Here is a 26248-nt window from a genome sequence, read left to right on the forward strand (position 1 = left end):
CGTCCTCGGCCGACAATAAAGCTGTGCATGTCATCGCCGTGTCCATCAGCGCAGATTGTGACGCAAGGCCAGCTTCGCGTAAACTTCCCCTGATTCGGCAACCGGTTCCTGACCATAAGCCAGGGGCGAGATTTGAGATCGGGATTGATGATGGCTCAGCCAAATGTTGCGCGCGAACCTTCCATGGAGGAGATTCTTGCTTCGATCCGCAGGATTATTGAAAGCAATGATCCGGTGAGCGAAAGCGAAGCAGTCAGGGGCGCGCAAGCTTCTTCCTATGATGATCAGGAGGAAGAGTTCGACATTGAGTCGGATTATGACGTCGGTGGCTACATGTCCCAGACGCCTGCCAACGATCCAGGCAATGCATTCGCGGAAACCGTTCGTGCCGAGCATTCGAGAATGACGATGGAAAACAAGAGTGCTGCAGCGGTGCCATCTCAGCCGCAGGAGAAAACCCTTTCTCTGGCGGATGTTGCCGCACGCGTTCGTGCAGCCGCCAGCCGCGTGCCTGAGCCGATGACGCAGCGTGTGCAGCCAAACGTGCAGCCCATGGTTTCCGAGCCTGTCGCGGAACGTGCCGTTGCGCAGCCAGTGCCCCGCGTTGTTCCTGTCGAAGTTCCTCAGCGCGAGGAGTACCCGCAGGAGCGTCCGGCTGTTCAGGCGGCCTCTGCGAAAATTGAGCCTGTTGCGGCTCCGGCTGTTGCCCCAGCGTCGGATTCTCTGCCTGCGCGTATTGAGCAGGCAAGCCTTCTGATTTCCGATGAAGCGGGAGCGCAGATTGCCCGGTCTTTCAGTGAACTTTCCGATGTCGTGAATGGCCTTGAGCGTCAGACGGTTGAGGACATGGCGAAAGAAATGCTTAAGCCGATGCTTCGCGAATGGCTGGATGACAACCTGCCAACGCTTGTGGAACGCCTTGTGCGTGAGGAAATCGAACGTGTTGCGCGGGGACCAAGACGGTAAGATCTGCCGCTACGATCTTGCAGCAGTCCAGGTCGCCGCTTATCCCGGCGGCCTTTTTTATTGACTCGCTTTTTGCAGTCCTATTTACACCCAGCAAAGAGAACTCGAAAATTCTGGTCGGAAAATGCTCGATAAGACCTATGATTCTGCCTCCGTTGAACCGAAGATTGCCGCTGCCTGGGATGAGGCGGATGCGTTTCGTGCTGGTGCCAATGCCAAGCCCGGCGCGGAAACCTTCACCATCGTTATTCCGCCACCGAATGTGACGGGCTCCCTGCATATGGGGCATGCGCTCAACAATACGCTCCAGGACATCATGGTTCGTTTTGAGCGAATGCGCGGCAAGGATGTTTTGTGGCAGCCCGGCATGGACCATGCCGGAATCGCCACTCAGATGGTGGTTGAGCGCAAGCTTGCGGAAACGCAGCAGCCTGGCCGTCGCGCGCTGGGTCGCGAGGCCTTTATCGAGAAAGTCTGGGAGTGGAAGGCCGAATCCGGCGGATTGATCTTCAACCAGTTGAAGCGCCTTGGCGCATCCTGTGACTGGTCGCGCGAGCGCTTCACCATGGATGAGGGCCTTTCAAAGGCTGTTCTGGAAGTTTTCGTGACTCTCTACAAGCAGGGCCTCATTTATCGCGGCAAACGGCTCGTCAACTGGGATCCGAAGTTCGAAACCGCGATCTCGGATATCGAAGTCGAGAACCGCGAAGTCGATGGCCACATGTGGCACTTCAAGTATCCGCTCGCAGGTGGTGAAACCTACACCTATGTCGAGAAGGATGCTGACGGTAACGTCGTTTTCCAGGAAGAGCGAAACTATATTTCCATTGCGACGACGCGCCCCGAGACAATGCTGGGTGATGGCGCTGTTGCAGTGAACCCTGCCGATGAACGCTATGCGCCCATTATCGGCAAGCTCTGCGAAATTCCTGTTGGGCCGAAGGAGCATCGCCGCCTGATCCCGATCATTGCGGATGAGTATCCAGATCCTGCTTTCGGTTCCGGTGCGGTAAAGATTACTGGAGCGCACGACTTCAACGATTATCAGGTCGCAAAGCGCAACAATATCCCGCTCTACCGCCTGATGGATACGCAGGCTTGTCTTCGCAACGATGGTGAACCCTATGCGCGGTGCGTCGAGCTGGCGCTCGAGATTGCTCGCTCTGGCCGTCTTCCGTCAGAGGCGGAGGTTGACGAGATCAATCTCGTTCCAGAGGACTATCGCGGGCTTGACCGCTACGAAGCGCGCAAGCGCATCGTGGATGCCATCAACGCGGAAGGCCTTGCCGTGACTGTCACGGATGCAGAAGGCAACGAGATCCCGTTCGTTGAAAACAAGAAGATCATGCAGCCCTTTGGTGACCGCTCCAACGTGGTGATCGAGCCCATGTTGACGGACCAGTGGTTCGTGGATGCCAAGACGCTGGCGGAGCCCGCGATTGCCTCCGTTCGCGAAGGGCGCACGAATTTTGTTCCGAAGAATTGGGACAAGACCTATTTCGAGTGGATGGAAAACATCCAGCCCTGGTGCATTTCGCGCCAGCTCTGGTGGGGCCATCAGATCCCTGCATGGTACGGTCCGGATGGACAGGTCTTTGTTGAGAAGACCGAGGAAGAGGCGCTCGATGCGGCTGTTCAGCATTATCTTGCCCATGAAGGCCCCTGGAAGGCCTGGGTGCAGGAAAGGCTTGAGAATTTCGAACCCGGCGCGATTCTGACGCGGGATGAAGATGTTCTCGACACCTGGTTCTCCTCAGCGCTCTGGCCTTTCTCCACTCTTGGCTGGCCGGATCAGACCCCTGAGCTGGCGCGCTATTATCCGACCAGCGTCCTGGTCACAGGTTTCGACATCATTTTCTTCTGGGTCGCCCGGATGATGATGATGGGCCTTCATTTCATGAAGGACGAGGACGGCAATCCGGTCGAGCCTTTCCATACGGTCTATGTCCATGCTCTTGTTCGTGACAAGAACGGGCAGAAGATGTCCAAGTCCAAGGGCAATGTGATTGATCCGCTGGAACTGATTGACGAATACGGCGCGGATGCGCTTCGTTTCACGCTGGCGATCATGGCCGCACAGGGCCGTGACGTGAAGCTCGACCCAGCGCGTATTGCCGGATACCGCAATTTCGGAACAAAGCTCTGGAACGCCACGCGCTTTGCCGAAATGAATGGTGTCAAGCGTGATCCGAATTTCCAGCCGGAAGCGGCAAGATTGACGGTCAACCGCTGGATCCTGACGGAGCTCTCGTCCACCATCGCAGACGTGACGACAGCAATTGAAACGCAGCGGTTCAACGATGCTGCGGGAACCCTGTATCGCTTCGTCTGGAATCAGGTGTGCGATTGGTATCTGGAACTGTTGAAGCCGATCTTCTCTGGTGAGGATGAGGCAGCCAAGGCGGAAGCCCAGGCCTGCGTGGCCTATGTTCTGGAGGAAGCCTACAAGCTGCTCCATCCCTTCATGCCGTTCATGACGGAAGAGCTTTGGGCACATACGGCGCAACGCTCGGAGCTGCTTTGCCATACGGAATGGCCAGCGCCGTCTTTCGTCGATGAAAGCGCCGCCGCGGAAATCAACTGGCTGGTCGACCTCGTGACGGGTCTTCGTTCCGCCCGTTCGGAAATGAACGTGCCGCCTTCCGCCAAAGCGCCACTGATCATGGTCGGTGCCTCGGCACTTACGGAAGGTCGGTTGCAGCGTCACCGCGCGGCTATTGAGCGGCTTGCCCGTGTGGAAAGCATCGAGCTTGCTGAAACTGCGCCGCGTGGCGCAGCTCAGGTGGTCATCGGTGAGGCAACCGCATGCCTGCCTCTTGGTAGTCTGATTGATCTGGCGGCTGAGAAGGCGCGGATCGAAAAGGCCCTCGGCAAGGTCAATGCGGATATTGACCGGGCACAGAAGAAGCTCGGCAACGAGAAGTTCGTTGCCAATGCCGATCCTGAGGTTGTCGCAGCAGAACGTGAGCGTCTTGCCGAGCTTGAGGTTCAGCAGGCAAGTCTTCAGACGGCGCTTCAGCGAGTCAGTGAAGCAGGCTGAAAAGTCTGAGAGATTTCACGCCGGAGCGGCCATCGGTAGCGATTACCGATGGCCGTTCTGCCTTTTGAGAGCCGCAGGCCTGTTACATTCGCAATAAATTGTCACAAAACGTTTGATTTGCCGCACTGTTGCGAAACCGCAACTTTTCTGCGGAACTGAAAATCATTTGCTAAAACTGGCGCTATAAGTACGGATCAGCGCAAAACCATTCGAATAAAGGGGGGCTAGCAACCCCTTGTTGAGAAAGTTACGTAAATCAGGCTGGTCCATTTTTGCGTTGCGACAAAAAGTGGCGAAGTTGTGTTTTAATTTCCGGCGGTTAGGCTGCATCAGGGTACTTATTCGGGAGTGGGAGACTTATGATGAAGAAGCATTTTATGAAGGGCGTTTTGGCACTTGCGGCCTACGGCTCCCTGCACACGACCGCTTTGGCGGGCGGCTTGGAGCGCGGTGGATACAACATTGATCTGCTCTTCGATCCTTCTTCTGTTGCAATTGAATCCACTGCGACATTCGTTGCGCCTCAGCGTAAAGTGAAGAATGTTCAGGATGTCGATAGGTCGGATGGTCTTGGATCTAACGGCCTCAACGGTGGAACCACGACGGCGGACGATTCTGAAAACTATTGGGTGCCGCGCGTGGGGATCAAGGCAGCCATTGGCGATGGCGCAGACTGCATGTTCGACTACTCTCAGCCTTGGGGTGCGCATACAAAGCCTGGTCGCAACTGGCGCGGTGCGAATGAAAACACCGAAACCAAAGTTGAGAGTGATAACTACGCAGTCACATGCTCTTACCGTTTCGACGTTGGTCCGGGCAAGTTGCGTGTTATCGGCGGTGCGTTCTATCAGGAAGTCGATGGTTTCAAGGAGCGTCTGGTAGCTCCTGCAGGCTTCACCGGCATTGTCGGTAATGGTATCGGGCGTCTGGAGCTGAAAGACAGCGCGTGGGGCTGGCGCGCAGGTCTCGCTTACGAAATTCCAGAATATGCATTCCGCGCGAGCCTCGTCTACAACAGCGAGGTAAACCTCGACGATATCACCGGCACGCTGAACCTGTCGCAGGTCAATGGTCGCGTCTTCAATGTCTACGGTGCCCAAAAACTGCCGGATACACTGGAACTGAAGCTCCAGACCGGTATTGCGCCTGACTGGCTGGCTTTCGGTTCGGTCAAGTGGGTTGACTGGAGCCAGCTGCAGACAATTCCGTTCTGTGTGGTGGGTACGCCTGTCTGCAATAGATCCACCCAGGTCACCTCGCTAGAGCTTGGTTACCGCGACGGCTGGACGGTCAGCGGCGGTATCGGCCACAAGTTCAATGAGCAGTGGAGCGGCGCGGTCAGCCTGACATGGGATCGCGGCACGAGCCAGGGTTTTGGTACGCAGACGGATACATGGTCTCTGGGTGCCGCAGTTGCCTATGCGCCGACAAAGAATGTGGAGCTTCGCCTCGCGGGCGTTCTTGGCATTCTGACATCCGGCAGTTCCGGCCCAACCACCATCAATGGCGTCCAGTATGGTACAGATGCATCATACCAGTTCGGCAACGACATGGTTGCGGCGGTCTCGACCTCGTTGAAAGTGAAGTTCTAAAGTACCTCGCGCGAAGCTGCGAAGCGGCTTTGCAATGCGATATGCGTGAGAATGATGGCTTGGAGAGTGAAAAGCGAAACGCGATCGCGAAACGCTTCGGGCCAGGTCAAATCACTTTCGCCGTCTGATTTCACACATGATTTAAGGCTCCGGGCATCAGGTCCGGGGCCTTTTTTCTATTCGGGATTCAATGCCTTTTCTTTGGGAAGCGCCCTCTACGTGTCTCAATAGAGACCTGATGGGCATGATGCCAGATTTGGCGAGCCGCCGGCTCAGCAGATGCAGGGGATAGGATGGGTTTCAGTCTATGTCCGGTTCGCAAGTCATCAGTCATGCTGCCATAAAAGCTCGCTACGGTTGCTGTGAAGTGCAGCCCCGACAGGTCACACAACATCGCTGACCAGCGCACAGGCGCTGCCCTTGGTCCCAAGAACGGGCAAGGTTGTTTGGTGTTCAAAGAGCTCGTCCGTCGAACGAAAAAAGCGGCCGCTGATGTTGCGACCGCTTTCCTTTTTCGTCAGTTCCAAATGCAAGCTTAGCTATTGAACCGGCCCGCTGCGTGCGCGAGCATCGTATAGACCTTACCGGTATCGGAGGTGAGGTAGCTCTGCGTTACGCTGCGATCTTTGTCTGTCCGGGCAACGTCGGCCAGAAGCTTTTCGAAGTCAGCGATGTAACGGTCCACCGCAGTGCGGAACTCCGGCTCGCGGTGATACTTGCTTTGGATGTCGTCGAAGGTCTGCTGACCCTTCAGCGTGTAAAGGCGACGGGTAAAGATGTCGCGCTCTCCGCGCTGGTAGCGACGCCACAGATCAACAGAGGCATCGTGGTCGATGGCTCTGGCGATATCGACCGAGAGCGAGTTGAGCGACTCGACCATATGACGGGGATTGCGATTATCGCCGTTGCGAACTTGCTGTTCAGAGGAGCGCGGTGCGGCTTGACGTGCCGGAGCCGGTTCGCTTGGTCCATCGTCACGGGATGCACCCCGCAGCAGGTCACTGATCCAGCCGCCCGTCTCGCTGCGCTGGGTTGGCGCCTCGGGTTGACGCTGAGTTGCGACCGTTCTCTCCAGCGGCAGGCTGCCGCGCAGACCACCAGCGAAGTTGCCTCCCCGGTCGTTTGGCTGGCCCAGGGAAGCTGACGCCGGGCGCTGAACGGGCGCTGCTGCCTGCACGCGTGCCTGAACCGGGTGAGGTGCATCATAGACCGGCTCCGGTGCGGGCGCGCGAGGTGCCGATGCAGCCGGGGCAGGGCGTGACACTTCCAGCGCCTGGCTGGAACGACCAACGAGCGCGGAAATGTCCTGCAGAGCCTTGATCTGCTCAGAGACGGCACGTCGCATTGCAGCAGCGCTTTCCTTAGCCTCTTCCGGCAGGTCGAATGCACCACGCTTCAATTCGCTGCGCGTATCGTCCAGTTCGCGACGAATTTCTGAAGATGCCTTGCGGATCTCATCCGTTGCGCCCGAGAAGCGGTGCAGGGCGTCCTCAACAGCCTTGCGCAGCGTTTCGCGCAGATGGTCTGCCGCCTGATCGGATTTGCCCGCAGCCTCTGCCAACTGGCGCTCGACGTCGGCGAGAGAGCCGGCAATGCTGCCACGCATCCGTTCAGCCAAGGCGTTGGAGCGCTTCTCAGCTTCGCTCAGCGTCGATTCGATGGCCTGCGTTGCCTGATGGCTGGCCGCCCCAAGCACCTTACGCATGCCGTCGGCCGTTTGGCTTGCCTGCTTCTGTGCTTCATCGAGCGAGCGATTGAGGTCCGCGAATGAACCCTGAAGGTTCTTGTGAATGACGCCGCCCACTTCGGACGAGCGCTCTTCCACGCGCTGGATAGCACCTTCGACCACTGCGGAGATGTTGCGCATATTCGCTTCGATCTCCTCCGAGCGCTTTACGAGACCTGCGGAGAGGGCGCGGAGGGCGTCCTGGCGCTCGGTCAGCGTGCTCGACAGGTTGGACTGTGCTGCGCCCAGCAGGGTTGCAGCCTGATCGAGCACCTTCGTATAGTCGTCGAAACGGTTCACGATGGTGCCAACCTGCGTCAGCGTATTGCCAGAAATATTGCCGAGCCGCTCCACATTGGTGTCGAGCAGTCGGCTTGATCCAGCGACCATATCGGCGGCAGTCGTCGTGCGTTCCGTGAAGCGGGCCGCAGCCGTATCCAGCTTGCTATCTGCCTCAGCGAGACGCGCTGTTGCTGCATCGATCGTGACGCCGATTTCGCGTGCAGCATGTTCGATGAGCGTCGTGATGCCGGAGTTGCTGTTTTCCAGCCGGTCGATGATGTCAGTCGCGTTGCGGACGAGATTCTGTTCAACAGTGCGCAGTGTACCTGCAGCCTGCTGCGTGCGCTCCGTAATCGCAGCCAATGTCTCATTGGTGCGGGCAGTCAGTGCCTCAACGATCGCCGTGTTTTCCGTGCGCAGGCGTTGTGCATGCTGTTCAGCCGCAGCTGAAACGCGACCGGCGCTTTCTTCTGCCGCTGCGGCCAGACGTTCGGCTGCAGTGCGGCCGACATCCGAATACTGGTTGACGAGAGGACGGGCGTGCTCCTCGATGAGACGGGAAAGCTCTGCCGAGCGAGACGCCAGCATCGAATTCAGATCGCGCGAGCGGCTATCGAGGCTGGTACGAATGGCTTCGCCGCGCGCTTCGAGTGCCTTGTCGACGGCTTCCACAGCCTGGTGAATCTCACTGGTTGTTTCCGTCAGGCGAGAGCGAATAGCTTCTGCACGAGCATCCAGCCGCTGTTCGGCAGTGTCGAGCGTTTGGGCGAGTGTGCCAACCTGCTTTTCCACCAGACCGCCGGCTTCGGCCATCTTGTTGGCGATGGAATTACCAGCCTCCGAGAAGGCTTGAGCAACGGCTGCAGCCTGACCGGCCAGGCGATTCTGGGTTTCGCCGATACGGCCTGCGATTTCCGTGGAACGAGCCTCCAGCGCGCGGGCAAATTCTTCGTTGCGGTTGCCCAGATCTTCAGAGAACTGCGCACCTGCCTTGCTCAGCGCCTCGGCAGAGCGCATTGCTTCGGCGTCGAACTCACGCGCTGCAGTGCCCACTGCATCTCTGAGTGATGTGGCCAGTGAGGACGCCTTGCCTTCAATCGTCTTGCTAACATTCTCAAGACCAATGCCGATGGCGCGCTCCATTGTGGAGAGACGCTCGTCGACACGCGCTGTGCCGCTGTCGAAGGCACCGACAATCCGCTCGTTCGCTTCCGTGCTGATGCGTTCGAAATCGTTTGTACCCTTGCTGACAGTCTCCGCCAGCCGTTCCAGGCTCTCCGAGCTTACCCGCTGAAGTTCGTTTGTCCGTTCGCCAAGACGCTCGGACAGATCCCGTCCGGCATGATCCACGGTCGCTGAGACTGTTTCGATCTGGGTCCGAATGCGATCTTCCAGGCCGTTGAACGTATTTTCGATCCGCTGGCCGGTTTGATCCAGCACGGTCGAGACGCCGCCGACAGTCTGCTCTACGCGGCTAGAGAAGGCATCTGCGGATTGGTTGATGTCTCGAGCGGCTTCGCCAAGACGACCGGCAATTTCACCTGCGGTGTTCCGCAGACGGCCTTCCAGATCGGTGCTGGCAGTGTCGATCACGCTGCGAAGGCTTTCACCCTGGCTTTCGATGGACATTTCCAACATGCTGGCGCTGGTTGCAATTGTTGCCCCGATCGCCGTGGCCTGGTCGAAGAAGAGTTCGCCAAGATTTGTTTGTGCCTCAGTCAGCGTGGAGGCAATCATCTGGCTCCGCTCATCCAGCGTTGCGCGCAAGCGATCGTAACCCTGATCGACGGTTTGCGCCATCTGATCTGCTGCTGTGCCAAGCACGCTGGAAATGCGCTCCTGGCCGTTTGTGACAGCGCTTTCCACACGAGATGCGCCCAGTTCGATGCTCTGTTCGAAGCGAGAGGTTCCGTTTTCAAGCGTATTCTGGATTCGGTCGGCGGCGTTCCCAACTGTCTGGTTCAGAGTGTCTGAACCGCTGCTTAGGGTCAGCGCAATCTGCTCGTGTCTCTCGGCGAGGGTTCTGTCCAGAATGCGCTGGTTATCTTCGTAGGCGGACCGGATTGCATCGGTTCTTGCGGTGAAGCTCTGCTCGATGCGGGCATCTGCCTGTTCCGCAGTGCTCATCAGTGAAGCAGCCTTCTCCTCAAAGAGCATCGACAGGCGATCCTCGTTCAGTGCAAAGGTCGTGCTGAGCGTCAAAGCTCTGTCGTCCAGAGCTTCACCAATTCTCTCGCCTGCGCCGCTCACGATCTGGCTGAGTTGCGCGGCACGGTGGCCGAGATCTGCTTCAATCCGATCATTGCCTTGCGAAAGCGTGCGAGCGATAGCTTCCGCCTGCGTTTCAAGCACGGTGGAGAGACGATCTTCGGAAAGTGAAAGAGAGGTGGACAGAGCCAAGGTTCTGTCGTCAAGCGTTTCGGCGATACGGTCGCTGGCGCCACCGACAACGTTTGTGAGCTGTTCTACCCTCTGGCCAAGGTCGCCTTCAATTCGGGCATGTGCATCCGCCAAGGTGCGGGACGCAGTATCAATATGGGCACCGATAATGTCGCCGAAGCGGTCTTCTCCAAGTGACAAAGTGGTGGACAGAGCCAAGGTTCTGTCGTCAAGCGTTTCAGCGATACGGTCGCTCGCGCCACCAACAACGTTTGTGAGCTGTTCTACCCTCTGGCCAAGGTCGCCTTCAATTCGGGCATGTGCATCCGCCAAGGTGCGGGACGCAGTATCAACATGGGCATTGATAACATCGCCGAAGCGGTCTTCGCCAAGAGACAACGTGGTGGAAAGTGCCAGCGTCTGGTCATTCAGGGTTTCGGCGATACGGTCGCTTGCGCCACCAACGAGTTCGCTCATGTCGCTCATGCGGCGGGAGAGGTCGCCTTCAATTCGGGCGTGTCCTTCGGTCAGCACGCGGCTCATGCCGTCGATGCGCTCGTCCAGCAATGTGGCCATGCGCTCCGGTGTGCCGGCGACGGCGGATTCGAGCGCAGCTGTTCTGCTCTCAATGGCGCTGGTGAAGCGTTCCTGACTTGAGGTAACTGCGTCGATTACAGCGCTCGACCGGCTGGTGATCGTGTCCTCCAGATGTGTGCGGCTTTCATCCAGGGCCGAGGTGAGGGCGCGGCTGCGTTCTGAAAGAACGGAATCGATCCGTTCATGCGCGGAGGTAATATTGTCACTGAGCTCGGCTGTGTGGGCGGCAATCGCGCCAGCGATCTGCAGGCTGCGGTCGTCCAGATCGTTGATCAACGCGTTGCTGCGGCTATCCAGCGTTTCGTTCAAGGCATCACGTCGAGAATCCAGGGTTTGCGCCAGCGCTGCGCTACGGCTGTCGAGACCTTCGGCAAACTCTCGGGTACGGTTCTCGAACTGTTCCGCCAGACCGCGATTGCGTGCATCCAGATCATCGACCAAAGCCTTGGTGCGGCTGTCAAACGTGTCACCCAGAGCGCGATTGCGTTCTGCCAGTTCTTCGGTGAGTTTGCGCGTGCGGCTGTCCAGCACTTCGCTCAACTGGCTCGAACCGCCTTCCAGCGTTGACGCTAGCAGCTCCTGGCTCGTGCCAAGGGTTGTGGCAAGGGTGAGCGAGTGGTCGGTCAGAGTGGAACCCAGTCGCTCGATGCTGGTCGACAAAATGCCTTCGATGGATTCCGATCCGCCGTTTACAGTCTCGCTGATGCGCGAAAGGCTTTCCGTCAGCTTGGACGACAAGGTACCGGAACGCTGGTCGAATGCGGTGGTGAAATGCTCAAGGCCGTTGTCGAACGTCGCGCTCAACTGGCCGATCGATCCCTGTAGGCGATCTTCAAACAGACCGGTGCGCAGATCGAGATCCATGATGGCGTCATCGGCTGCACTCTGAAGACTTTGGCGGAAGCTGGCGCTCTTGTCTTCAAGCGAAGTGCTGAGCTTGGTCAGCACTGTGCCCAGTTGGCCAGTGATCTGCCGCTCTCCGTCTGTCAGTGTATCGTTGATTTCGCGGGTGCGGGCCAGTAGGGTCTCGTTCAGCAGGCGGGTCCGCTCATTCAGCGCTGCATTCAGTTTCTCGGTGCTGGCGTCCAGTGTCGAGGCACGTGTTTCGAAATTCAGGAGTATTTCGTTGCCACGCTCGGAAAGGGTCGTTCCCAAGGCTTCCAGGCGCGTATCGAATTCCTGCGTCAGCGAAGTGCCGGTACTTGCCAGGGCCTGAACGAGGCTCTCTGTCTTGGCGGCCAGAAGCGTACCCAATGCTTCGCCGGCAGCGTTGGACTTCTCCATCAAAGTCGCGGCGCGTGTGTCGATCATGGATGCGAAGGCCTCGCCAGACGTGGCAAGGCGCACCGCGATCTCTTCGGTCGCAAGCGACAGATCTTCCTTCAGCTGGTCATGCGCGCCGACAATGGACGAGCGAATACGTTCCGCGTGATTGACGATGGCATCCCGTTCCGAACCCAGTTCATGCACCAGACTTCGCACACGCAGTTCATTGTCTGCATAGCTGCGCTCGAGCGCGCTGACTTCCGAATGAACAAGCGTCTCAAGTTCCGATGCCCGAGCAATGGTGCGCTCAATGCCTTCGTTCATGGCGGATACTTCACGACGAACGGCCTGTCCCACAGACATGATGCGTTCGGTCGCGATGGTTTCCGGCTCAGCAAGTCGCAGAGCGACTTCTGCCATGGAGCGGGCGGCATTTCTCAAATCCTGGGCGCGCGCCATCATGATCGCAAAGGCGAAAATGAGCATGATCGGCACGACGATGCCGATGATGACCGCAACAATGCCTGGCTGTGAGACGAGATCGGCGATGGAGCCGACATTCCAGAAGGCAGTGCCCAGAAGAACCTGAGCAAGACCAAAGCCGGCTACAGTCCACAGAAGTGATACGATGGCCGCATTGCGCAGCGCTGCGCGCATCGAGCCACTTTCCAGGGAGCGAAGAATGGAAGACGCGTTCCGGCGGCCGCTATCGTTTGCAGGTGCAAGAGAAGGGGATTTCGGTGCAACGGGCTCTGCCGGGGCAGGGCGCGGAGTCTCGCTCGGGCGGCTTCGTTTCTGCGGTGGTTGGGCACGCTGCTGCGGAGTCTCCTGCACCTGTGCCTCCTGACGGGCCTGAACGGTTTTCTTGAGAGGCGCTGCCGCCGGCTCAGGCTCGTCGTTGAAATCGATCTTCAACGCATCTTCCAATGCCTGGAATGCAGTATCGTCGATCGACTCGCTGTGCGGATTCTTAGCCATGCGGTTACGCCTCGTTACATACTCGTCCGGCCGATTGCGGTGTCCGCTCTGATGCCGCTTGCGAAACCATCAATCTGCCTGATGTCACAACGTTCTCATAACGAAGTGCCACCCATTCTCACTTCGGGCCTGCCTTCCTTGCAAACAGGTCATAAAAAAGGCTTACCCGACTATGCTTTGCAGGTAGGATAATCTTTCCACACCTGTTTCAATCGTACTGTAGTGGCACATTCCCTGTCCTGACACAATTCTGGCAAAGCCACGCCTATGGAACTGGGGATGTTGTTAACAATTTTTAAACCGCATTTGGCTCGGATTCGCTTGCATTTGAACCAAGTTAGCTAAAATTAACCATAGAAGCAGAAAAGCTGCCGCGATTGTGCCGAATTTAAACCAGATGACCATTTTTGACGCGTCAAACTTCAGTGTCTCGGGTTCTACTGGCAGGAAGAGGTACAGGGCAATGGCCAATCTGAGTATTGCGTTCGAGGTGCCGACCAATGAAACATGCAACCGTATGAGCACTGAGCGGCCAATCGATTTTACGCATCTGGCGACCCAGACAATGGGTGACAAGGAGCTTGAGACCGAAATTCTCCAGCTTTACATGCGTCAGGCCCGTTGCGCCCTGCAGGAGTTGGCTGGTGCGGAGGGCGCTGGACTGGGAGCCATTGCGCACCGGTTAAAAAGTGCAGCCAGTGCCGTTGGGGCATTCAGGGTTGCTGCGCAAGCTGAGGCGTTGGAAGCACATCCGGAGGATGCAGCCATTCTCGCTGGCCTCGGCGCTGCCGTGATCGAAGCGGAAAACTTCATCCTGAAACTGATGCGATAAGGGCTCGACAAGGGCCGCAGGATCTTGGCATCAGCTGTGCGTTGACTGGCGCTGTGAATTGTCGGAAGACTTCGGCGCTCTTTCAGTTTGCATTCTCGGGATGACATCATGACCAAGATTACCATCGTTGCCTTTGACGGCACGCGTTTCGACCTTGACGCCCAGCCGGGTTCAACTGTCATGGAAAACGCTGTTCGCAATTCCGTTCCGGGCATCGATGCCGAATGCGGTGGCGCCTGCGCCTGTGCCACCTGTCATGTCTATGTGGATGAAGCCTGGACCAGCACAGTTGGCGGGCCGGGCGCCATGGAAGAAGATATGCTGGACTTTGCCGCAGACGTTCGGCCCAACTCGCGGCTTTCCTGTCAAATCAAGGTCACACCGGAACTGGAAGGCCTGGTTGTCTCCGTTCCGGAGCGTCAGGGCTGAAAAAATCTCACCTCCACTGGAAGCGGATGTGTTTTCGGTGAATAGGGAGGCTTCAAAAGCCTACATCCTCGCTGGAGCTGTTTGACGATTGGATGGAGGCATAAGGCTCCATCCAACAGTGCCAGTTGCTTGCGAGACACCGCAGGGACGTCTCAATCCCCTCGCATGGTTTCGAGCATATTATTATGCGGGGATGTGAGATTTGCGCGGGTATGGCCCGTCCGGAACCGCTCTAAATGGCTGCCGAGTCCATGCCTACAGGCTGCGGGGCGTCGTTTATAGCTATTTGAGGCACCATAGCGTTAATTGGCAGGTCCTTAGTCTGGACAAAAAGGTGCCTCGCCGCGTCAAAGATGCGCAGGCGAGGCTGAGTCGGGCGTATCCTTCGCAGACGAGGGAGGAAACGGCTGCGACCGCATCGATACGCCGGGAGAACAACGCAATTACGGGACCGTGAGGCGGGGTATTGGAAGCAAAGAAACTTGTCGCCCACGAGTCTGATAATCCTGCATTCATGCTGTGCGCTTTAATCTTTCAACTCATGGCTCGGTGTCGTTCAAGCCTGAGCCGACATCGGACCACTCTTCCGGCATTATGCTTTTCTTGCGCATGCCACTGCTGCAACGCTGTTAAAAGCCTTTAAGTGAAATGCCGATGCTTGGATTTCTCATCATGTATAATTGATGCTGATCGGAAGTCTAACGCCGAGCTACGCGAAGCCACCAACGGATTTACCGTTATCATGCCATAATCTGCGGTGTGCCAGCGCTAAACTGAAAGCACACTCTATTTGCAGTTCTATGCGAAGGTCGTTGCCGCATATGCCGCCTCACATGCGGCAACGTAACCTTAACTTCCAGAGACCTCGTTCATCTCCTTCAGTGCTTCTCAATTTAGTTTAAAACGAGCAATTGTTCCATTACGAGATTTCGCCACTCAAACACAGTAGGTTCGGTCAGCTTGACGCAAGTTTCGGTTGCGATTCGGGACGGGAGCCTGTCTCAGTTTTTTGCATTCATGCCCGTGCGGTTGCGCAGCAGGCGCATCATCCGGGCGTCGAAGTTCTGTGATTCCACCGTGTCGAAACGAAGCTGGTCCTTGTCGTGGTCAGCTATCATCTGCCGGGTCAGTTGGCTGACATCCGCCTCAAGGTCCTTGCAGGTCCGCCGAGCGGAAAGCGCTTTCAGTTTTCTTTGAAGATCTCGGGCATAGCTGCGGGCTATTTCAGCGTGGCGTTCTTCGTGTCGCTTTATGTCCGCCGCGAGAGTGTCCCAGATCAAGCCAAGCGTGCCATCGGCGCGACGGCGATTTTTCCAGCGGGGGAGGGTGATGTGGGTGCGCAGAGTGACCTTGACGTCACCGATGGTGCAGCGCCCTTCGCTTTCCATGTAGGTCACTTCTCCGCCGAACCTGATCTCGGTTGCGCCTGGGTGACGAAAGCCGGTTGCGCGCGTCAGTGGTCCGCGTTTCTGGAGTTCAGCGTCGAGATCATCCGCTGTTTTTCCACCGATGGAGAAGTAGGAGTAGGTTTTCGCAATCTGCGGTTCCGCCGTCGCCGGGCCCGCGAACAGGTGCGCCAGAAGGATTGCGCCGAAAACGTTACGGGTGCGGCGGACAGGGAACATTATGAACCTTGTGGAGATTGCAGTTGCTTCAAGCTTGGGGCATAGCCGTGAGCATCGCAACAATGAGTTTACGAAAAACTTCGTTACTCGAGGCAATTGGGACAGACGTGATATTTCCCGGCAACAGACGCTGGCAGGTCGGCGGCGGCAGAGACCTTTGTTTGGGCGAGACAGGCCATCTGATGGCAATCGTCAATGTAACGCCCGACTCGTTTTCGGATGGCGGTGTGCATGACACTGTGGATGCGGCTGTGCAGCACGCCTTGGCGTGCGTGGAGCAGGGCGCGGCAATTCTGGACATTGGCGGAGAATCAACCCGGCCCGGTGCAGTTCCAGTCTCTCCCGAAGAAGAGCAAGGGCGTGTGCTCCCGGTTATTCGCGCGCTCGCGCAAAAGACCGAGGCGCTGATTTCCATCGATACCTACAGGGCCAATACGGCGAGGCTGGCGCTTGAGGCTGGCGCGCACATCGTCAACGACGTCTATGGCTTGCGCTTCGATGCTGCTATGGCAGAGGTCGTGGCTGCCACTGGTGCTGGGTTGGTGATGATGCATACCGGGCGGGGCAGGGAGGCGGAGAAGCTGCCGGATGCCGTGGCCGATCAATTTTCGTTCTTTGAACGTCAGTTGTCGGTGGCGGAGCAGGCGGGGATCAAGCCCGATCGTATCGTTCTAGACCCCGGATTCGGTTTTGCGAAGGATCGGGCGGAAGATTTTGCCTTGATGGCCCGTTTCGAGGAGTTGAAGGATTTGGCAATGCCGCTTCTCGTTGGCACGTCACGCAAGCGGTTCATCGGGCACGTGACGGGGCGTGATGCAGCAGGCGAGCGTGATGTTGGCACGGCCGCGACAACTGTGGCTCTTCGATTGGCGGGAGCTTCAATATTTCGGGTTCATAATGTAGCTGTGAACCGCGACGCCTTGCGTATGGCGGACGCCATATTGGCCGCCGGACGTGAACATGCGGAGAATGTGCAGTGAGCACCTACAGGATTACCCTCAAGAACTGCGCTTTCTATGCGCGTCACGGCGTACTCAAGGAGGAATCGATCCTCGGTCAGCGCTTTTTTGTCGATGCTGAACTGGAAGTGCCCGTAGGCACGGCATTGGCTGAGGATGAACTGACATCGACGATGCATTACGGCCACGCCTTCTCTGTGATCGAGAATGTCGTGACCCAGACACGGCGCGCACTGATAGAAGCGCTTGCCAACGATATCGCCTTGGCGCTGTGCGAGAAATTTCCGATGATCCGTTGTGCGACGATCACGGTGCGAAAGCCGAGCGTGCCGATCCCTGGCATTCTGGATTATGTTGAGGTGCGTGTTGAACACCGTCCGTGATCCGCAGCCCGTGCTTGCGGCCATTGGCCTCGGTGGGAATCTGGGGGATCCGGTAAAGGCCATGGCTGAGGCTCTGCAGGCGCTGGACAGGCAGGAAAACTGTCGTGTCCTGTCCGTTTCCAGGCTCTACCGCACTCCCCCCTGGGGAAAGCTCGATCAGGCTGATTTCGTCAATAGTTGTGCTTTGGTGGAAACATCGCTGTCGCCATCGGAACTTCTGGCGCTGTGCTTGTCGATAGAGCGGAGCATGAAAAGGGTCAGGCTTGAACGCTGGGGGCCTCGGACCATCGATATCGACGTGTTGACCTATGGCGATGAAGTTATCGACGATGATGGGCTTCAGGTTCCGCATCCGCGCATGACGGAGCGTGCATTCGTTTTGATGCCACTCAATGAGATTGCACCAAACCTTGCCGTATGCGGAAAAAAGGTGTCGTCCTGGGCGGCAGAGGCAGATTCAGAGGGAATTTCTGTTCATTCGGAAGATCGGTCGTGGTGGCGCTGCTGAAGCAGCGCCGAAACCTTCTCAGTTGTTTGCAGCGATGGAGCCGACAGCCATCTGATCTGTGTCGCGGGTCAAGGCAAGGCCGATCACCGGAACCATTTCATCTTCCACCTTCACCGAAATGGTGATGTTCATGGCGTTGTTGTTCTGCATTCTGGCAATCATGGCACCATTCAGCTTGGCGCGATTGATGCCCACGACGATCTTGTCGCCATTCACGGCACCGGAAACAATATCGAGCCCCTTGCCATCGGCGCCATCCAGGAATTTGCCTTTGTAGGAGCTTCCTGCCTGGGTAATGACGGCAGACATAGGTTGCTTGAAAACGCCAACGCGGCAGGTGCCATCCAGTTTTACCCCAATATCGCCGTCCGCATTGGGCAGGCCAGTGAGATTGCAGGTGAACTTTGTTCCCTTGTATTTGCCAGCGACGATTTCACCGGGGCCTGACCAGCTTCCACCGGCATTCTCGAAAAATGCCTTGTCGCGCGGTGCGGCATCGGCCTGCGTCATGGCTGCTGCAAGAGCGGCAAACGTGGCGGCAAAAAGCCCGCCTTTCAGCGAAAAGAAGCGCGATACCATTTAACTTTCCTTCGGCGAGCGGCGTCCTTGATCCGGCAGAAGATACCGTTGGAATGGTTAATGAGCGGTTTCTTTTGCTCGCGTCAAGGGTTTTTGGCCCTCATTGCTGCAGCTTGGATGTTGAGGTCAGGTCTCCCATGAAGTCGCCAATACCTGGCCGTTTGAGGGCGCGAAAAGGCAGCGGACGGCAAAGATCCATGGCGGCAATGCCGATCCGCGCTGTCAGCAGACCGTTGATGACGCCTTCGCCGAGGCGTGTGGAGAGTTTCGCAGCCAGCCCATGGCCCAGCACCTGCTGGGCGAGACCGTCTCCAACAGCTATGGAGCCTGTAACGGCCAGATGCGCGATGACATCCCGCAACAGGCGAAGCAGACCGAGTGTGCCGGGGCGCCCACCATAGAGTTCGGCCATGGAGCGGACGAGACGTGAGACCTCGTAAAGTACATAGGCGAGATCGACCACGGCCCTCGGGCTGACGGCGGTAACAATCGAGGTTCTTTTTGCCGAGGCGAGGATCATGGCACGGGCACGCCTGTCCAGCGGTGAGAGAAGTTCCCGCTCGGCAAGCTCCAGCAGTTGCGGCGCATCTATGATGTCGTCCTTGGTCGCATCCAGTGCGGCGCGTCCACGCGCGGTTTCAGCGCGGTGCGCGACGATCTTTTCCAGGCGGGAAATGATCTGCCGAGCGTCTGCGGGGGAGGATTTCGGCGCGATTGCCTCGGCCTCGCTTTTCAGCGCTTGCACGGCGCCCAGTCGCATAAGCCCGGCGGCTTCGCGCCCTATGACCACTGCCAGGGCGAGTGCCGCTATCGCCAGCAGGCCGGCAGCCAGATAGCCCAACCAGTCCGAGCGCGCGAAGAGATCACGGATGACCTGATCGGCCCAAAGCCAGAACGCCAGAGACAGGAACGCACCAAGCGCCCCTAATGCCAGATTGCGCCAGGAAAATCCGCGCTTTTTCGGGTGTGCCTCAAGCGCTGCCTGAGCTTCGAGTTCAGCGGCGCCGATGAATGGGTCGTCCTGATCCTCAACCACGCTCACATTGTCTGTGAAGGCTTGCGGGCGACGAACAGGCGCTGCCTTCTGTTCTTCCAGCGAAAATGCCGTGGGGCGACGTTCCTGTGATGGCTCCTTGTCCTTGGTGGTCATGCGAGACGGTCTCCCAACAGAAATTGCAGCGCCCGGTCCAGCCGGATATGCGGGATCGAAAGGGTTGCGCCGCTTGCAGTTTCATCGAGTTTTGGCGGGCGGAAACGTACGATGTTGAGGTGCGGCAGGCGCTGCTGGGCCAAGCCCGCCTCTGTCTGGCGGAATATCTGCTCGGTCTCGGCCGGCAGATCGCCCGGAAAAATCGCTGTGTCGCGCCGTCCATCGAAAATCTCTCCACCGATTTCCTCCCCTTCCATGGGGGTGCCGGTGATCACAGGCAGCGTTTCCGAACCCTGGCGCACGGTTGCTTCGCGCGTTGCGCGAACAGAGGCCATCGCCATCACATCGATGCCTGCGCCGGTCATGCCGATACGGTGAATTGCGCGATCGACAATGCGGCGGGTGATGGCTTCCAGCCGATCATGGCTCTCGTGATGCAGATGGTCCGCCTTGGTGGCGGCAACCAGCACCTTGTCGATTCGCTTGCCGAGGAGCGATGACAAAATGGAGTTCGTTCCCGGACGGAAGCAGGCAAGAACATCCTGAAGTGCCCGTTCGAGATCCTGAATGGCCTCCGGCCCCCTATTAAGGGCCTGCAGGGCATCGATCAGCACGATCTGCCGGTCCAGGCGGGCAAAATGCTCGCGGAAGAACGGCCTGACCACGATGTTTTTGTAGGCCTCGAAGCGCCGCTCCATCATGGCGCCGAGGCTTCCCTTCGGAAATCTGGCCTCGCCGAGTTTTGGCAAGGGCGCAAAGGTGAGGGCGGGCGAACCATCCAGATCCCCCGGCATCAGGAAGCGCCCGGGCGGCAGGGTGGACAGGGAACGCTCGTCCGATTTGCAAGCGCGCAGATACCGCGTGAAGGCTTCTGCAAGCCGCCTCGCCGTGGCTTCCTCTGCCGGGGCGGAAGCATCGATCGAGCCTGCGAGAGAAAGCCATTCCTGTGCCAGTTCACGCCTCACGCCGCGGCTTGCAAGTGCGGCTGTATTTTCGCTGAAGGCGCGATAATCCTGCGTGAGAAGTGGCAGATCGAGAAGCCATTCACCGGGATAGTCGACGATGTCAATCGAAAGCCTGCCAGCGGAAAAGTAGCGGTTCCAGCCGCTGGCACTCTGATACTCGATGGTGAGGCGCAGCTCCGAAATGGCGCGTGTGGAATCCGGCCAGATGCGGTCGCGGACGAGGGCCTGAATATGATCCTCGTATTGAAATCGCGGAATGGCATCGTCTGGCTGTGGTTCGAGGCGGATACTGGAAACCCGCCCGGATCGGACCGCTTCGAAAAGAGGCAGGCGCCCGCCGTGCAGCAGATTATGCACAAGGGATGAAATGAAAACGGTCTTGCCGGCCCTGGATAGCCCCGTGACGCCGAGCCTCACTGTTGGGTTCAGCAGGTTACCAGCCCGGTCAGTCAGGCTGTCGAGCGCAATCAGCGCGTCGTCTTTGAAGGTCGTCAGAGAAGGAGACAAGGTTCAATCCGTTTCTGTCCATCGTTGTCTCTCATATAGAGACTGACAGGACTGGAAAAAGAACCCGATGAACGAATCAGTAACCTGCGTCAGGGCTGGAGAAAGTCCGTCAGCAACCAGTTGCCGGCCAATCCCATGATGGTGCCTCCCTTATCGAGCACGGCAAGACCGGCAGTCGGATACCCCGTCGGAATAACGGCCGATGTTCTGTCGGGGCCAAGCAAGGCTTCGAGAAGGGCCTCCATCGCCGGGTTGTGGCCGACCAGCAGGATCGAGCCGTTTTGTTGCGCCCCCATCAGGGAAAGATAGTTCTCCATGGGAGCGTTGTAGAGATCGTCGACAAAGCGGATTTCTGTTTCGACACCAAAGGCCCGTTGAAGTGCTTCTGTCGTTTGGCGACACCGTACAGCCGTCGAACTCAGGATGAGCTCCGGCACATAATTGCGGTCTGCCGCGAGCTGGGAAACCAGTTCGGCCTCGGCGAAACCCTTATCGTCCAGAGTTCGGTCAAAGTCCCGCTCACCAGGGCGTGGCCAGCCTGAATGGGCGTGACGCATGAGACAAAGGCGATTGGCGGCAGGTGGCTGAGAGTTTTGCATCGAGCCTTCACAACAAGGATGTAATGTAGGCAGCTAGCAACAGCCTTGGTCCGGCGTCAATACCACTGGGTTTTGAACCTATCCACAGCTCGCTCTTCTGGGTTGAACGCGATGATGTCTCAAATAACCTGAAATCGATGAAAGAATAGTCATTTAGCCGAATTATACGACAAATTTAAAAATTGCTTAAGAACCGCCCTGAGGGTTGAATCACCATATCGTCTTGGAGTATAGGACGCGCCGTGAGAGCTGTTCTCCAGGAGAATTGCGTTGAGTGAGAAGATCGATCTTAGCAGCTACGTCCTCTCGGAAGATGATGAGTTCATGAATGTCCATCAACGGGCATACTTCCGAGCAAAGCTCATAGCCTGGAAAAATGATATCCTGAGAGAAGCGCGCGAAACGCTCGACCATCTGGCAGAAGAAAGCGCCAATCATCCCGATCTCGCCGACCGGGCCTCATCTGAAACCGATAGAGCCATTGAGCTGCGTGCTCGCGACCGTCAGAGAAAGCTGATTTCTAAAATTGACGCCGCGCTGCAACGCATCGAAGACGGTACCTACGGTTATTGTGAGGAAACCGGCGAACCGATCGGGCTGAAGCGTCTGGATGCAAGGCCTATCGCTACGCTTTCGATCGAGGCGCAAGAGCGTCACGAACGGCGTGAAAAGGTCTACCGGGACGAATAATCCCCACGACCTCAAACGATCTCAAAACTTTCCAGGCACGCTTGATCCGCGTGCCTTTTTTATTGCCCTGCCTCTACCCGGTCAGGCCTGACGGTCATCCTTGGTCACGGACATTTCACCGAAAATGCGAGCGATCTCGGTTTGCAGCGATGGTTCCGGTGTTGCCCCGGTTACGCGCGGTGCGGCGGACTCGCGGCGCGGTGTCGGGATGGACGGCGCAGCTGGCACAATATCGTCCCGCTGTGCGGCGAGGTTATTCGCCATTTCCTCTTCCAGAATTCGGTCGAACTCGCTGGCGACGGATTTCGTGCGCGCAGCATCTGCAGGCTGATCCGAAGCCGTGGCAGCGGGGGCTGGGGGTTCGCGGCGCGCCTGTGCCTGAGCCGCAACTGCCGGGGAAAGGGGACTTCTATCCTGAGCCGGTTGGAAAACCCGTCGGCGTGCTGCGTCGAGGGCATCGGATGCAGAGCCGATATCCGGCGCGGCGGAGGCCGTAAGTGGGGCGGCTGTGGCTGGAGACAGAATGGGCGCGGCGCGGCTTATTTCCGGTTCTGGAGTGGGCTTCACAGGCGGAAGATCCGCTGCGGCAGGTTCCGGTTTCGCGGGGCGCAGATGCTCGAATGCCTGAGCGGGCTTGCTTTGCGAAGCGGGGTGCAGGCTCTGGTTCACGGCGGGTTCGCGTGGGGAAACCTGTTCCACCGGGCGAGGCGCTGTCTTGAGAACCGGCTCCGCAGCAACAGAAGGCGCTGCCAGTTGCGCCTGTTTTTCCGGACTCAACAGCCGGGGTTCTGCCGGGGGAATGGGAAGTCGCTCCGGCTGCTGCTCATCGAGCGGCATGGTTATTCCGTCACGCGGCGCGCCTATTCCGCTCTCGATGACCACATCCGTTGGACCGCCAATCATCACCAGATGCTCGACATTGTCGCGCCGGATGAGAACAATGCGCCTGCGCGCGTCGACGGCCGCGGCATCCAGAACCTGAAGTCGCGGTTGTCTGTTTCTCCCACCCTTGAGGAAGGGAGAGGGACCATTACGGCGACGGATGAGATACAGGGCCACCACCAGAAGCAAAAGGCCGATACCAACGCCGATAACGGCGATGATGAGGCGGCTTCCATAGGTAGTCATGAAGTCTTCGACCATCTTGCTCAGCTCCCAATGACCTATTCAAGGCCGTACCAACATCGTCATGCGTCTTTTCTTGGGCGAAAGCTCGCCAAGGCGGCCGCGCACTTTATCTGCCAACGGATGGCGGCAGAGAAGATCACACGGCCAGACGCGCCATACAAGCGTCACCCTGACGCGAGATATGGCCGGAAACTGTGCAGAGACAATGGTCTTGACGCTGTTCTCAACGGGTTTCTTTAGGCGCAAAGCTTTTTGGGGGACGTGCAACTTGCTATGGAGGATATGTGAACCGATTCCATGGCTTTCGCTTGGTGTATGGCCGAATCTGTGAGGTGTGATGACGAAACCGCAGCCGTCTGGCAGCTATGATGCGCCCTTGGTGGACCGAGGCCAGCGGAGCGGCACCGTTTTGCGGTTGCTGGTGCTCGCACTCGTTCTGATCGGCGTCTCCATCGCCTTCGTCGTCTTCAAGCAGGCTATGGACAATGAAATGGTGCTCGGCGTCCTGGGCATTCTGGCCATGGTCGGCATCTTTTTCATTGTTTCTTCCATCATCGGCCTCGTCGAGGTCATGCCGCAATCGCGGTCTGACGAGTTTGCCTCGAACTATCTGGGCAGCCATCCGGACGGTATTCTCATCACGGATGATCGTGGCCGCATTCTTTACGCAAATGCCTCCTATGGTCGACTGACGGGCGCGACCAAGGCCAGCAATGCGCAATCGCTTGAGGCACTGCTCTCCAAGAACCGGGAGGCCACCGAGGCACTTTACCGCCTTACCGCCGCTCTTCGCGAAGGCCGTGAGGCGCATGAGGAATTTCGCCTGATGAAGCCCTTGGGGCGTCATTCCGGCAACGGTTCAGGTGCCCATTGGTATCGCCTCAAGGCCCGGATTCTGCAGCCGCAAACGCAGAAGGCGCCGCTCGATGTCTGGCAGATCGCCGATATTACCTCCGAGCGGGAGGACCAGGAGCGCTTCTTCCGCGAGCTGCAGAATGCGATCGACTACCTGGATCATGCTCCGGCAGGCTTTTTCTCCGCGGGCCGCAAGGGTGAGATCTTCTATCTGAACGCCACCTTGGCCGAATGGCTGGGCCTGGATCTGACGAAGTTCGTGCCGGGCTCCATGAGCATTTCCGATATTGTCGCCGGCGAGGGCATGGCGCTTATCCAGTCCGTTCAACCCAGTGCTGGGCTTACGCGGACGGAAACGCTCGATCTCGATTTGCGTCGTTCCAACGGGCAGAGCCTGCCCGTTCGGATCGTCCATAGCGTGTCGTCCATGCGCGACGGGGCGCCGGGCGAAAGCAGGACCATTGTTCTCGACCGTCCGGTGGGCGAGGGGGCCGATCAGTCTGCCTCTGCCCTGCGCTTCACGCGATTCTTCAACAATACCCCGATGGCGATTGCCTCCATCGGAGGCGATGGGAAAATCCTTCGCATAAACGCACCCTTCCTTCGCCTCTTCGCGGGTGTGGTTTCCCGTGACGATGTCGAGACCGGCGTGAATTTGGACGTCATCGTTCACGAGACTGCACGTCAGGATCTTGAGCGCGCACTGGCTGCCGCCAAGGACCGCCAGGGCGATATCGCTCCGATTGATTGCCGCCATCCGGGCGATGAGGGGCGCCATGTGCGCTTTTACGTCAACGCGGTGATCGATGAGAGCGATGAGGCGCCAGAGGAAGTAGCAATCGTCTATGCGGTGGAGACGACAGAGCAGAAAGCTCTCGAAACCCAGATGGCGCAGACGCAGAAGATGAATGCCGTCGGCACACTGGCGGGCGGTATCGCGCATGACTTCAACAATGTGCTCACCGCTATCCTTCTCTCCTCCGATCACCTTCTGCTGCAGGCGCGCCCATCGGATGCGAGCTTTGCGGACCTGATGGAAATCAAGCGCAACGCCAACCGCGCCGCAGTTCTGGTGCGTCAGTTGCTTGCCTTCTCGCGCAAGCAGACCATGCGGCCTGCCGTCCTGAACCTCACCGACGTGGTGGGCGATCTGCGCATGCTGGTGGATCGTCTGATCTCTGGCACCAATGTAAAGCTGGAAGTGGAATATGGGCGCGATCTTTGGCCGGTGCGTACCGATCTTTCACAATTCGAGCAGGTTCTGATCAATCTTTGCGTCAATGCCCGTGACGCCATGCCAAATGGCGGCTCGATCAAGATCCGCACCCGCAATGTGACGGCAGACGAAGTGGCATCTTTTGCCAATGCACGTTTGCCTGCCGATGATTTTGTACTGGTCGAGGTTGCCGATAGCGGAACCGGCATTTCACCTGAAATTATGGACAAGATCTTCGAGCCGTTCTTCACCACGAAGGAAGTGGGCAAGGGAACCGGACTCGGCCTTTCCATGGTTTATGGCATCGTCAAGCAGTCAGGCGGTTACATCTATCCGGAGTCCGAGGTTGGCAAGGGTACGACCTTCCGCGTTTTCCTGCCTCGGCACATACAGGAAGTGCAGCCCGCTGCGGCGCCCGCGTCAGCAGACGGGCAGAGTTCGACTGCCTCCGATGCAAAGACAACGGCGGCCGCAGCCCAGCCAGCGCCTGCATCGGAGAGCCTGGACCTGACCGGAAATTCAGCAGTCGTTCTCTTGGTCGAGGATGAAGAAGCGGTGCGGCGTGGCGGCAAGCGAATGCTGGAAACCAGAGGCTATACCGTTCACGAAGCGGGTTCTGGCACCGAAGCTCTCGAAATCATGGAAGAGCTTGATGGCAAGGTAGATATCGTGGTTTCGGACGTTGTCATGCCTGAGATGGATGGGCCGACCCTGCTGCGAGAGTTGCGCAAATCCTATCCAGACCTCAAGTTCATTTTCGTCTCCGGCTATGCGGAAGATGCCTTTGCTCGCAATCTTCCGGCTGATGCCAAGTTCGGCTTCCTGCCCAAGCCGTTCTCGTTGAAGCAGTTGGCCGTCGCTGTTCGCGAAATGCTGGACGCCTGACACCCAAGGCGCTATCCTCAGGCTTGTAGCTTCTCATACTGTTTCAGCAGGCTGGTCGGTTATACGACCAGCTGACAAGAAGCTGCCCCTCATCTGTGGGAGCGCGTCCCTT

At 58.0% G+C, this 26248-nt stretch carries 17 protein-coding genes; 10 read left to right on the forward strand and 7 right to left on the reverse strand.

Going from position 1 to position 26248, the window contains the following annotated elements:
• Nucleotides 1-150 precede the first annotated feature (150 nt).
• From ACFSE1_RS01230 to ACFSE1_RS01240, 3 genes are all read left to right on the forward strand, one after another.
• On the forward strand, nucleotides 151-966 hold the full coding sequence (locus tag ACFSE1_RS01230; RefSeq protein WP_377395377.1) for a PopZ family protein: 816 nt from the start codon (nucleotides 151-153) through the stop codon (nucleotides 964-966).
• Between the two features lie 124 nt (nucleotides 967-1090).
• Nucleotides 1091-4006 (forward strand): valine--tRNA ligase, encoded by a 2916-nt coding sequence (locus tag ACFSE1_RS01235; protein ID WP_377395380.1) that lies wholly within the window; start codon nucleotides 1091-1093, stop codon nucleotides 4004-4006.
• 359 nt (nucleotides 4007-4365) lie between these two features.
• Nucleotides 4366-5598 carry an OmpP1/FadL family transporter gene (locus ACFSE1_RS01240; protein WP_377395383.1) on the forward strand — a complete coding sequence of 411 codons (1233 nt, stop codon included), beginning with the start codon at nucleotides 4366-4368 and terminating at the stop codon, nucleotides 5596-5598.
• A 535-nt stretch (nucleotides 5599-6133) separates the two neighbouring features.
• Here the strand turns inward: ACFSE1_RS01240 and ACFSE1_RS01245 are convergent.
• Nucleotides 6134-12826, reverse strand: a complete 6693-nt coding sequence (locus ACFSE1_RS01245; protein WP_377395386.1) for an apolipoprotein A-IV repeat region-like domain-containing protein — start codon at nucleotides 12824-12826, stop codon at nucleotides 6134-6136.
• 463 nt (nucleotides 12827-13289) lie between these two features.
• Between ACFSE1_RS01245 and ACFSE1_RS01250 the strand changes: the two genes are divergently transcribed.
• Both ACFSE1_RS01250 and ACFSE1_RS01255 read left to right on the forward strand, forming a co-directional pair.
• Nucleotides 13290-13658, forward strand: coding sequence for an Hpt domain-containing protein (locus tag ACFSE1_RS01250; protein WP_377395389.1), 369 nt, complete (start codon nucleotides 13290-13292; stop codon nucleotides 13656-13658).
• A 108-nt stretch (nucleotides 13659-13766) separates the two neighbouring features.
• Nucleotides 13767-14087 (forward strand): 2Fe-2S iron-sulfur cluster-binding protein, encoded by a 321-nt coding sequence (locus tag ACFSE1_RS01255; RefSeq protein ID WP_377395392.1) that lies wholly within the window; start codon nucleotides 13767-13769, stop codon nucleotides 14085-14087.
• Between the two features lie 1001 nt (nucleotides 14088-15088).
• Here the strand turns inward: ACFSE1_RS01255 and ACFSE1_RS01260 are convergent.
• Complete coding sequence (locus ACFSE1_RS01260; protein WP_377395395.1) at nucleotides 15089-15712, reverse strand: DUF922 domain-containing Zn-dependent protease; 624 nt, start codon at nucleotides 15710-15712, stop codon at nucleotides 15089-15091.
• 182 nt (nucleotides 15713-15894) lie between these two features.
• Here ACFSE1_RS01260 and folP point away from each other — a divergent pair, with 182 nt between their 5' ends.
• Genes folP through folK form a run of 3 tightly spaced genes read left to right on the forward strand, consistent with a single transcriptional unit; the run spans nucleotide 15895 to nucleotide 17562 of the window.
• Entirely contained in the window at nucleotides 15895-16692 is a 798-nt protein-coding gene (gene folP, locus ACFSE1_RS01265; protein ID WP_377396535.1) for a dihydropteroate synthase, read from the forward strand.
• Nucleotides 16689-17054 carry a dihydroneopterin aldolase gene (gene folB, locus ACFSE1_RS01270; RefSeq protein WP_377395398.1) on the forward strand — a complete coding sequence of 122 codons (366 nt, stop codon included), beginning with the start codon at nucleotides 16689-16691 and terminating at the stop codon, nucleotides 17052-17054. Before folP ends, folB begins: the two co-directional genes overlap by 4 nt.
• Nucleotides 17023-17562, forward strand: a complete 540-nt coding sequence (gene folK / locus ACFSE1_RS01275) for a 2-amino-4-hydroxy-6-hydroxymethyldihydropteridine diphosphokinase (RefSeq protein WP_377395401.1) — start codon at nucleotides 17023-17025, stop codon at nucleotides 17560-17562. Before folB ends, folK begins: the two co-directional genes overlap by 32 nt.
• An 18-nt stretch (nucleotides 17563-17580) precedes the next feature.
• Here folK and ACFSE1_RS01280 read toward each other — a convergent pair whose 3' ends face one another.
• The 4 genes from ACFSE1_RS01280 to ACFSE1_RS01295 form a co-directional block, all read right to left on the reverse strand.
• Nucleotides 17581-18141, reverse strand: a complete 561-nt coding sequence (locus ACFSE1_RS01280; protein WP_377395404.1) for a hypothetical protein — start codon at nucleotides 18139-18141, stop codon at nucleotides 17581-17583.
• Between the two features lie 100 nt (nucleotides 18142-18241).
• Nucleotides 18242-19291: a YcjF family protein gene (locus tag ACFSE1_RS01285; RefSeq protein ID WP_377395407.1), complete on the reverse strand. Its 1050-nt coding sequence runs from the start codon at nucleotides 19289-19291 to the stop codon at nucleotides 18242-18244.
• The gene (locus tag ACFSE1_RS01290) at nucleotides 19288-20763 is read right to left on the reverse strand and encodes a YcjX family GTP-binding protein (RefSeq protein WP_377395410.1); all 1476 of its coding nucleotides are present in this window, start codon (nucleotides 20761-20763) and stop codon (nucleotides 19288-19290) included. Before ACFSE1_RS01290 ends, ACFSE1_RS01285 begins: the two co-directional genes overlap by 4 nt.
• 89 nt (nucleotides 20764-20852) lie before the next feature.
• Nucleotides 20853-21362 carry a SixA phosphatase family protein gene (locus ACFSE1_RS01295; protein ID WP_377395413.1) on the reverse strand — a complete coding sequence of 170 codons (510 nt, stop codon included), beginning with the start codon at nucleotides 21360-21362 and terminating at the stop codon, nucleotides 20853-20855.
• A gap of 270 nt (nucleotides 21363-21632) precedes the next feature.
• Between ACFSE1_RS01295 and dksA the strand changes: the two genes are divergently transcribed.
• Nucleotides 21633-22052 (forward strand): RNA polymerase-binding protein DksA, encoded by a 420-nt coding sequence (gene dksA, locus ACFSE1_RS01300; protein WP_377395416.1) that lies wholly within the window; start codon nucleotides 21633-21635, stop codon nucleotides 22050-22052.
• Nucleotides 22053-22133: 81 nt separating this feature from the next.
• Here dksA and ACFSE1_RS01305 read toward each other — a convergent pair whose 3' ends face one another.
• Nucleotides 22134-23180 (reverse strand): flagellar biosynthetic protein FliO, encoded by a 1047-nt coding sequence (locus ACFSE1_RS01305; RefSeq protein WP_377395419.1) that lies wholly within the window; start codon nucleotides 23178-23180, stop codon nucleotides 22134-22136.
• A 337-nt stretch (nucleotides 23181-23517) separates the two neighbouring features.
• On the opposite strand from ACFSE1_RS01305, the gene cckA reads away from it, so the two are divergent.
• Nucleotides 23518-26136 carry a cell cycle histidine kinase CckA gene (gene cckA, locus ACFSE1_RS01310; protein ID WP_377395422.1) on the forward strand — a complete coding sequence of 873 codons (2619 nt, stop codon included), beginning with the start codon at nucleotides 23518-23520 and terminating at the stop codon, nucleotides 26134-26136.
• Nucleotides 26137-26248: the final 112 nt, after the last annotated feature.

It is taken from the genome of Affinirhizobium helianthi, assembly GCF_042680945.1.
Taxonomy (GTDB): domain Bacteria; phylum Pseudomonadota; class Alphaproteobacteria; order Rhizobiales; family Rhizobiaceae; genus Neorhizobium; species Neorhizobium helianthi.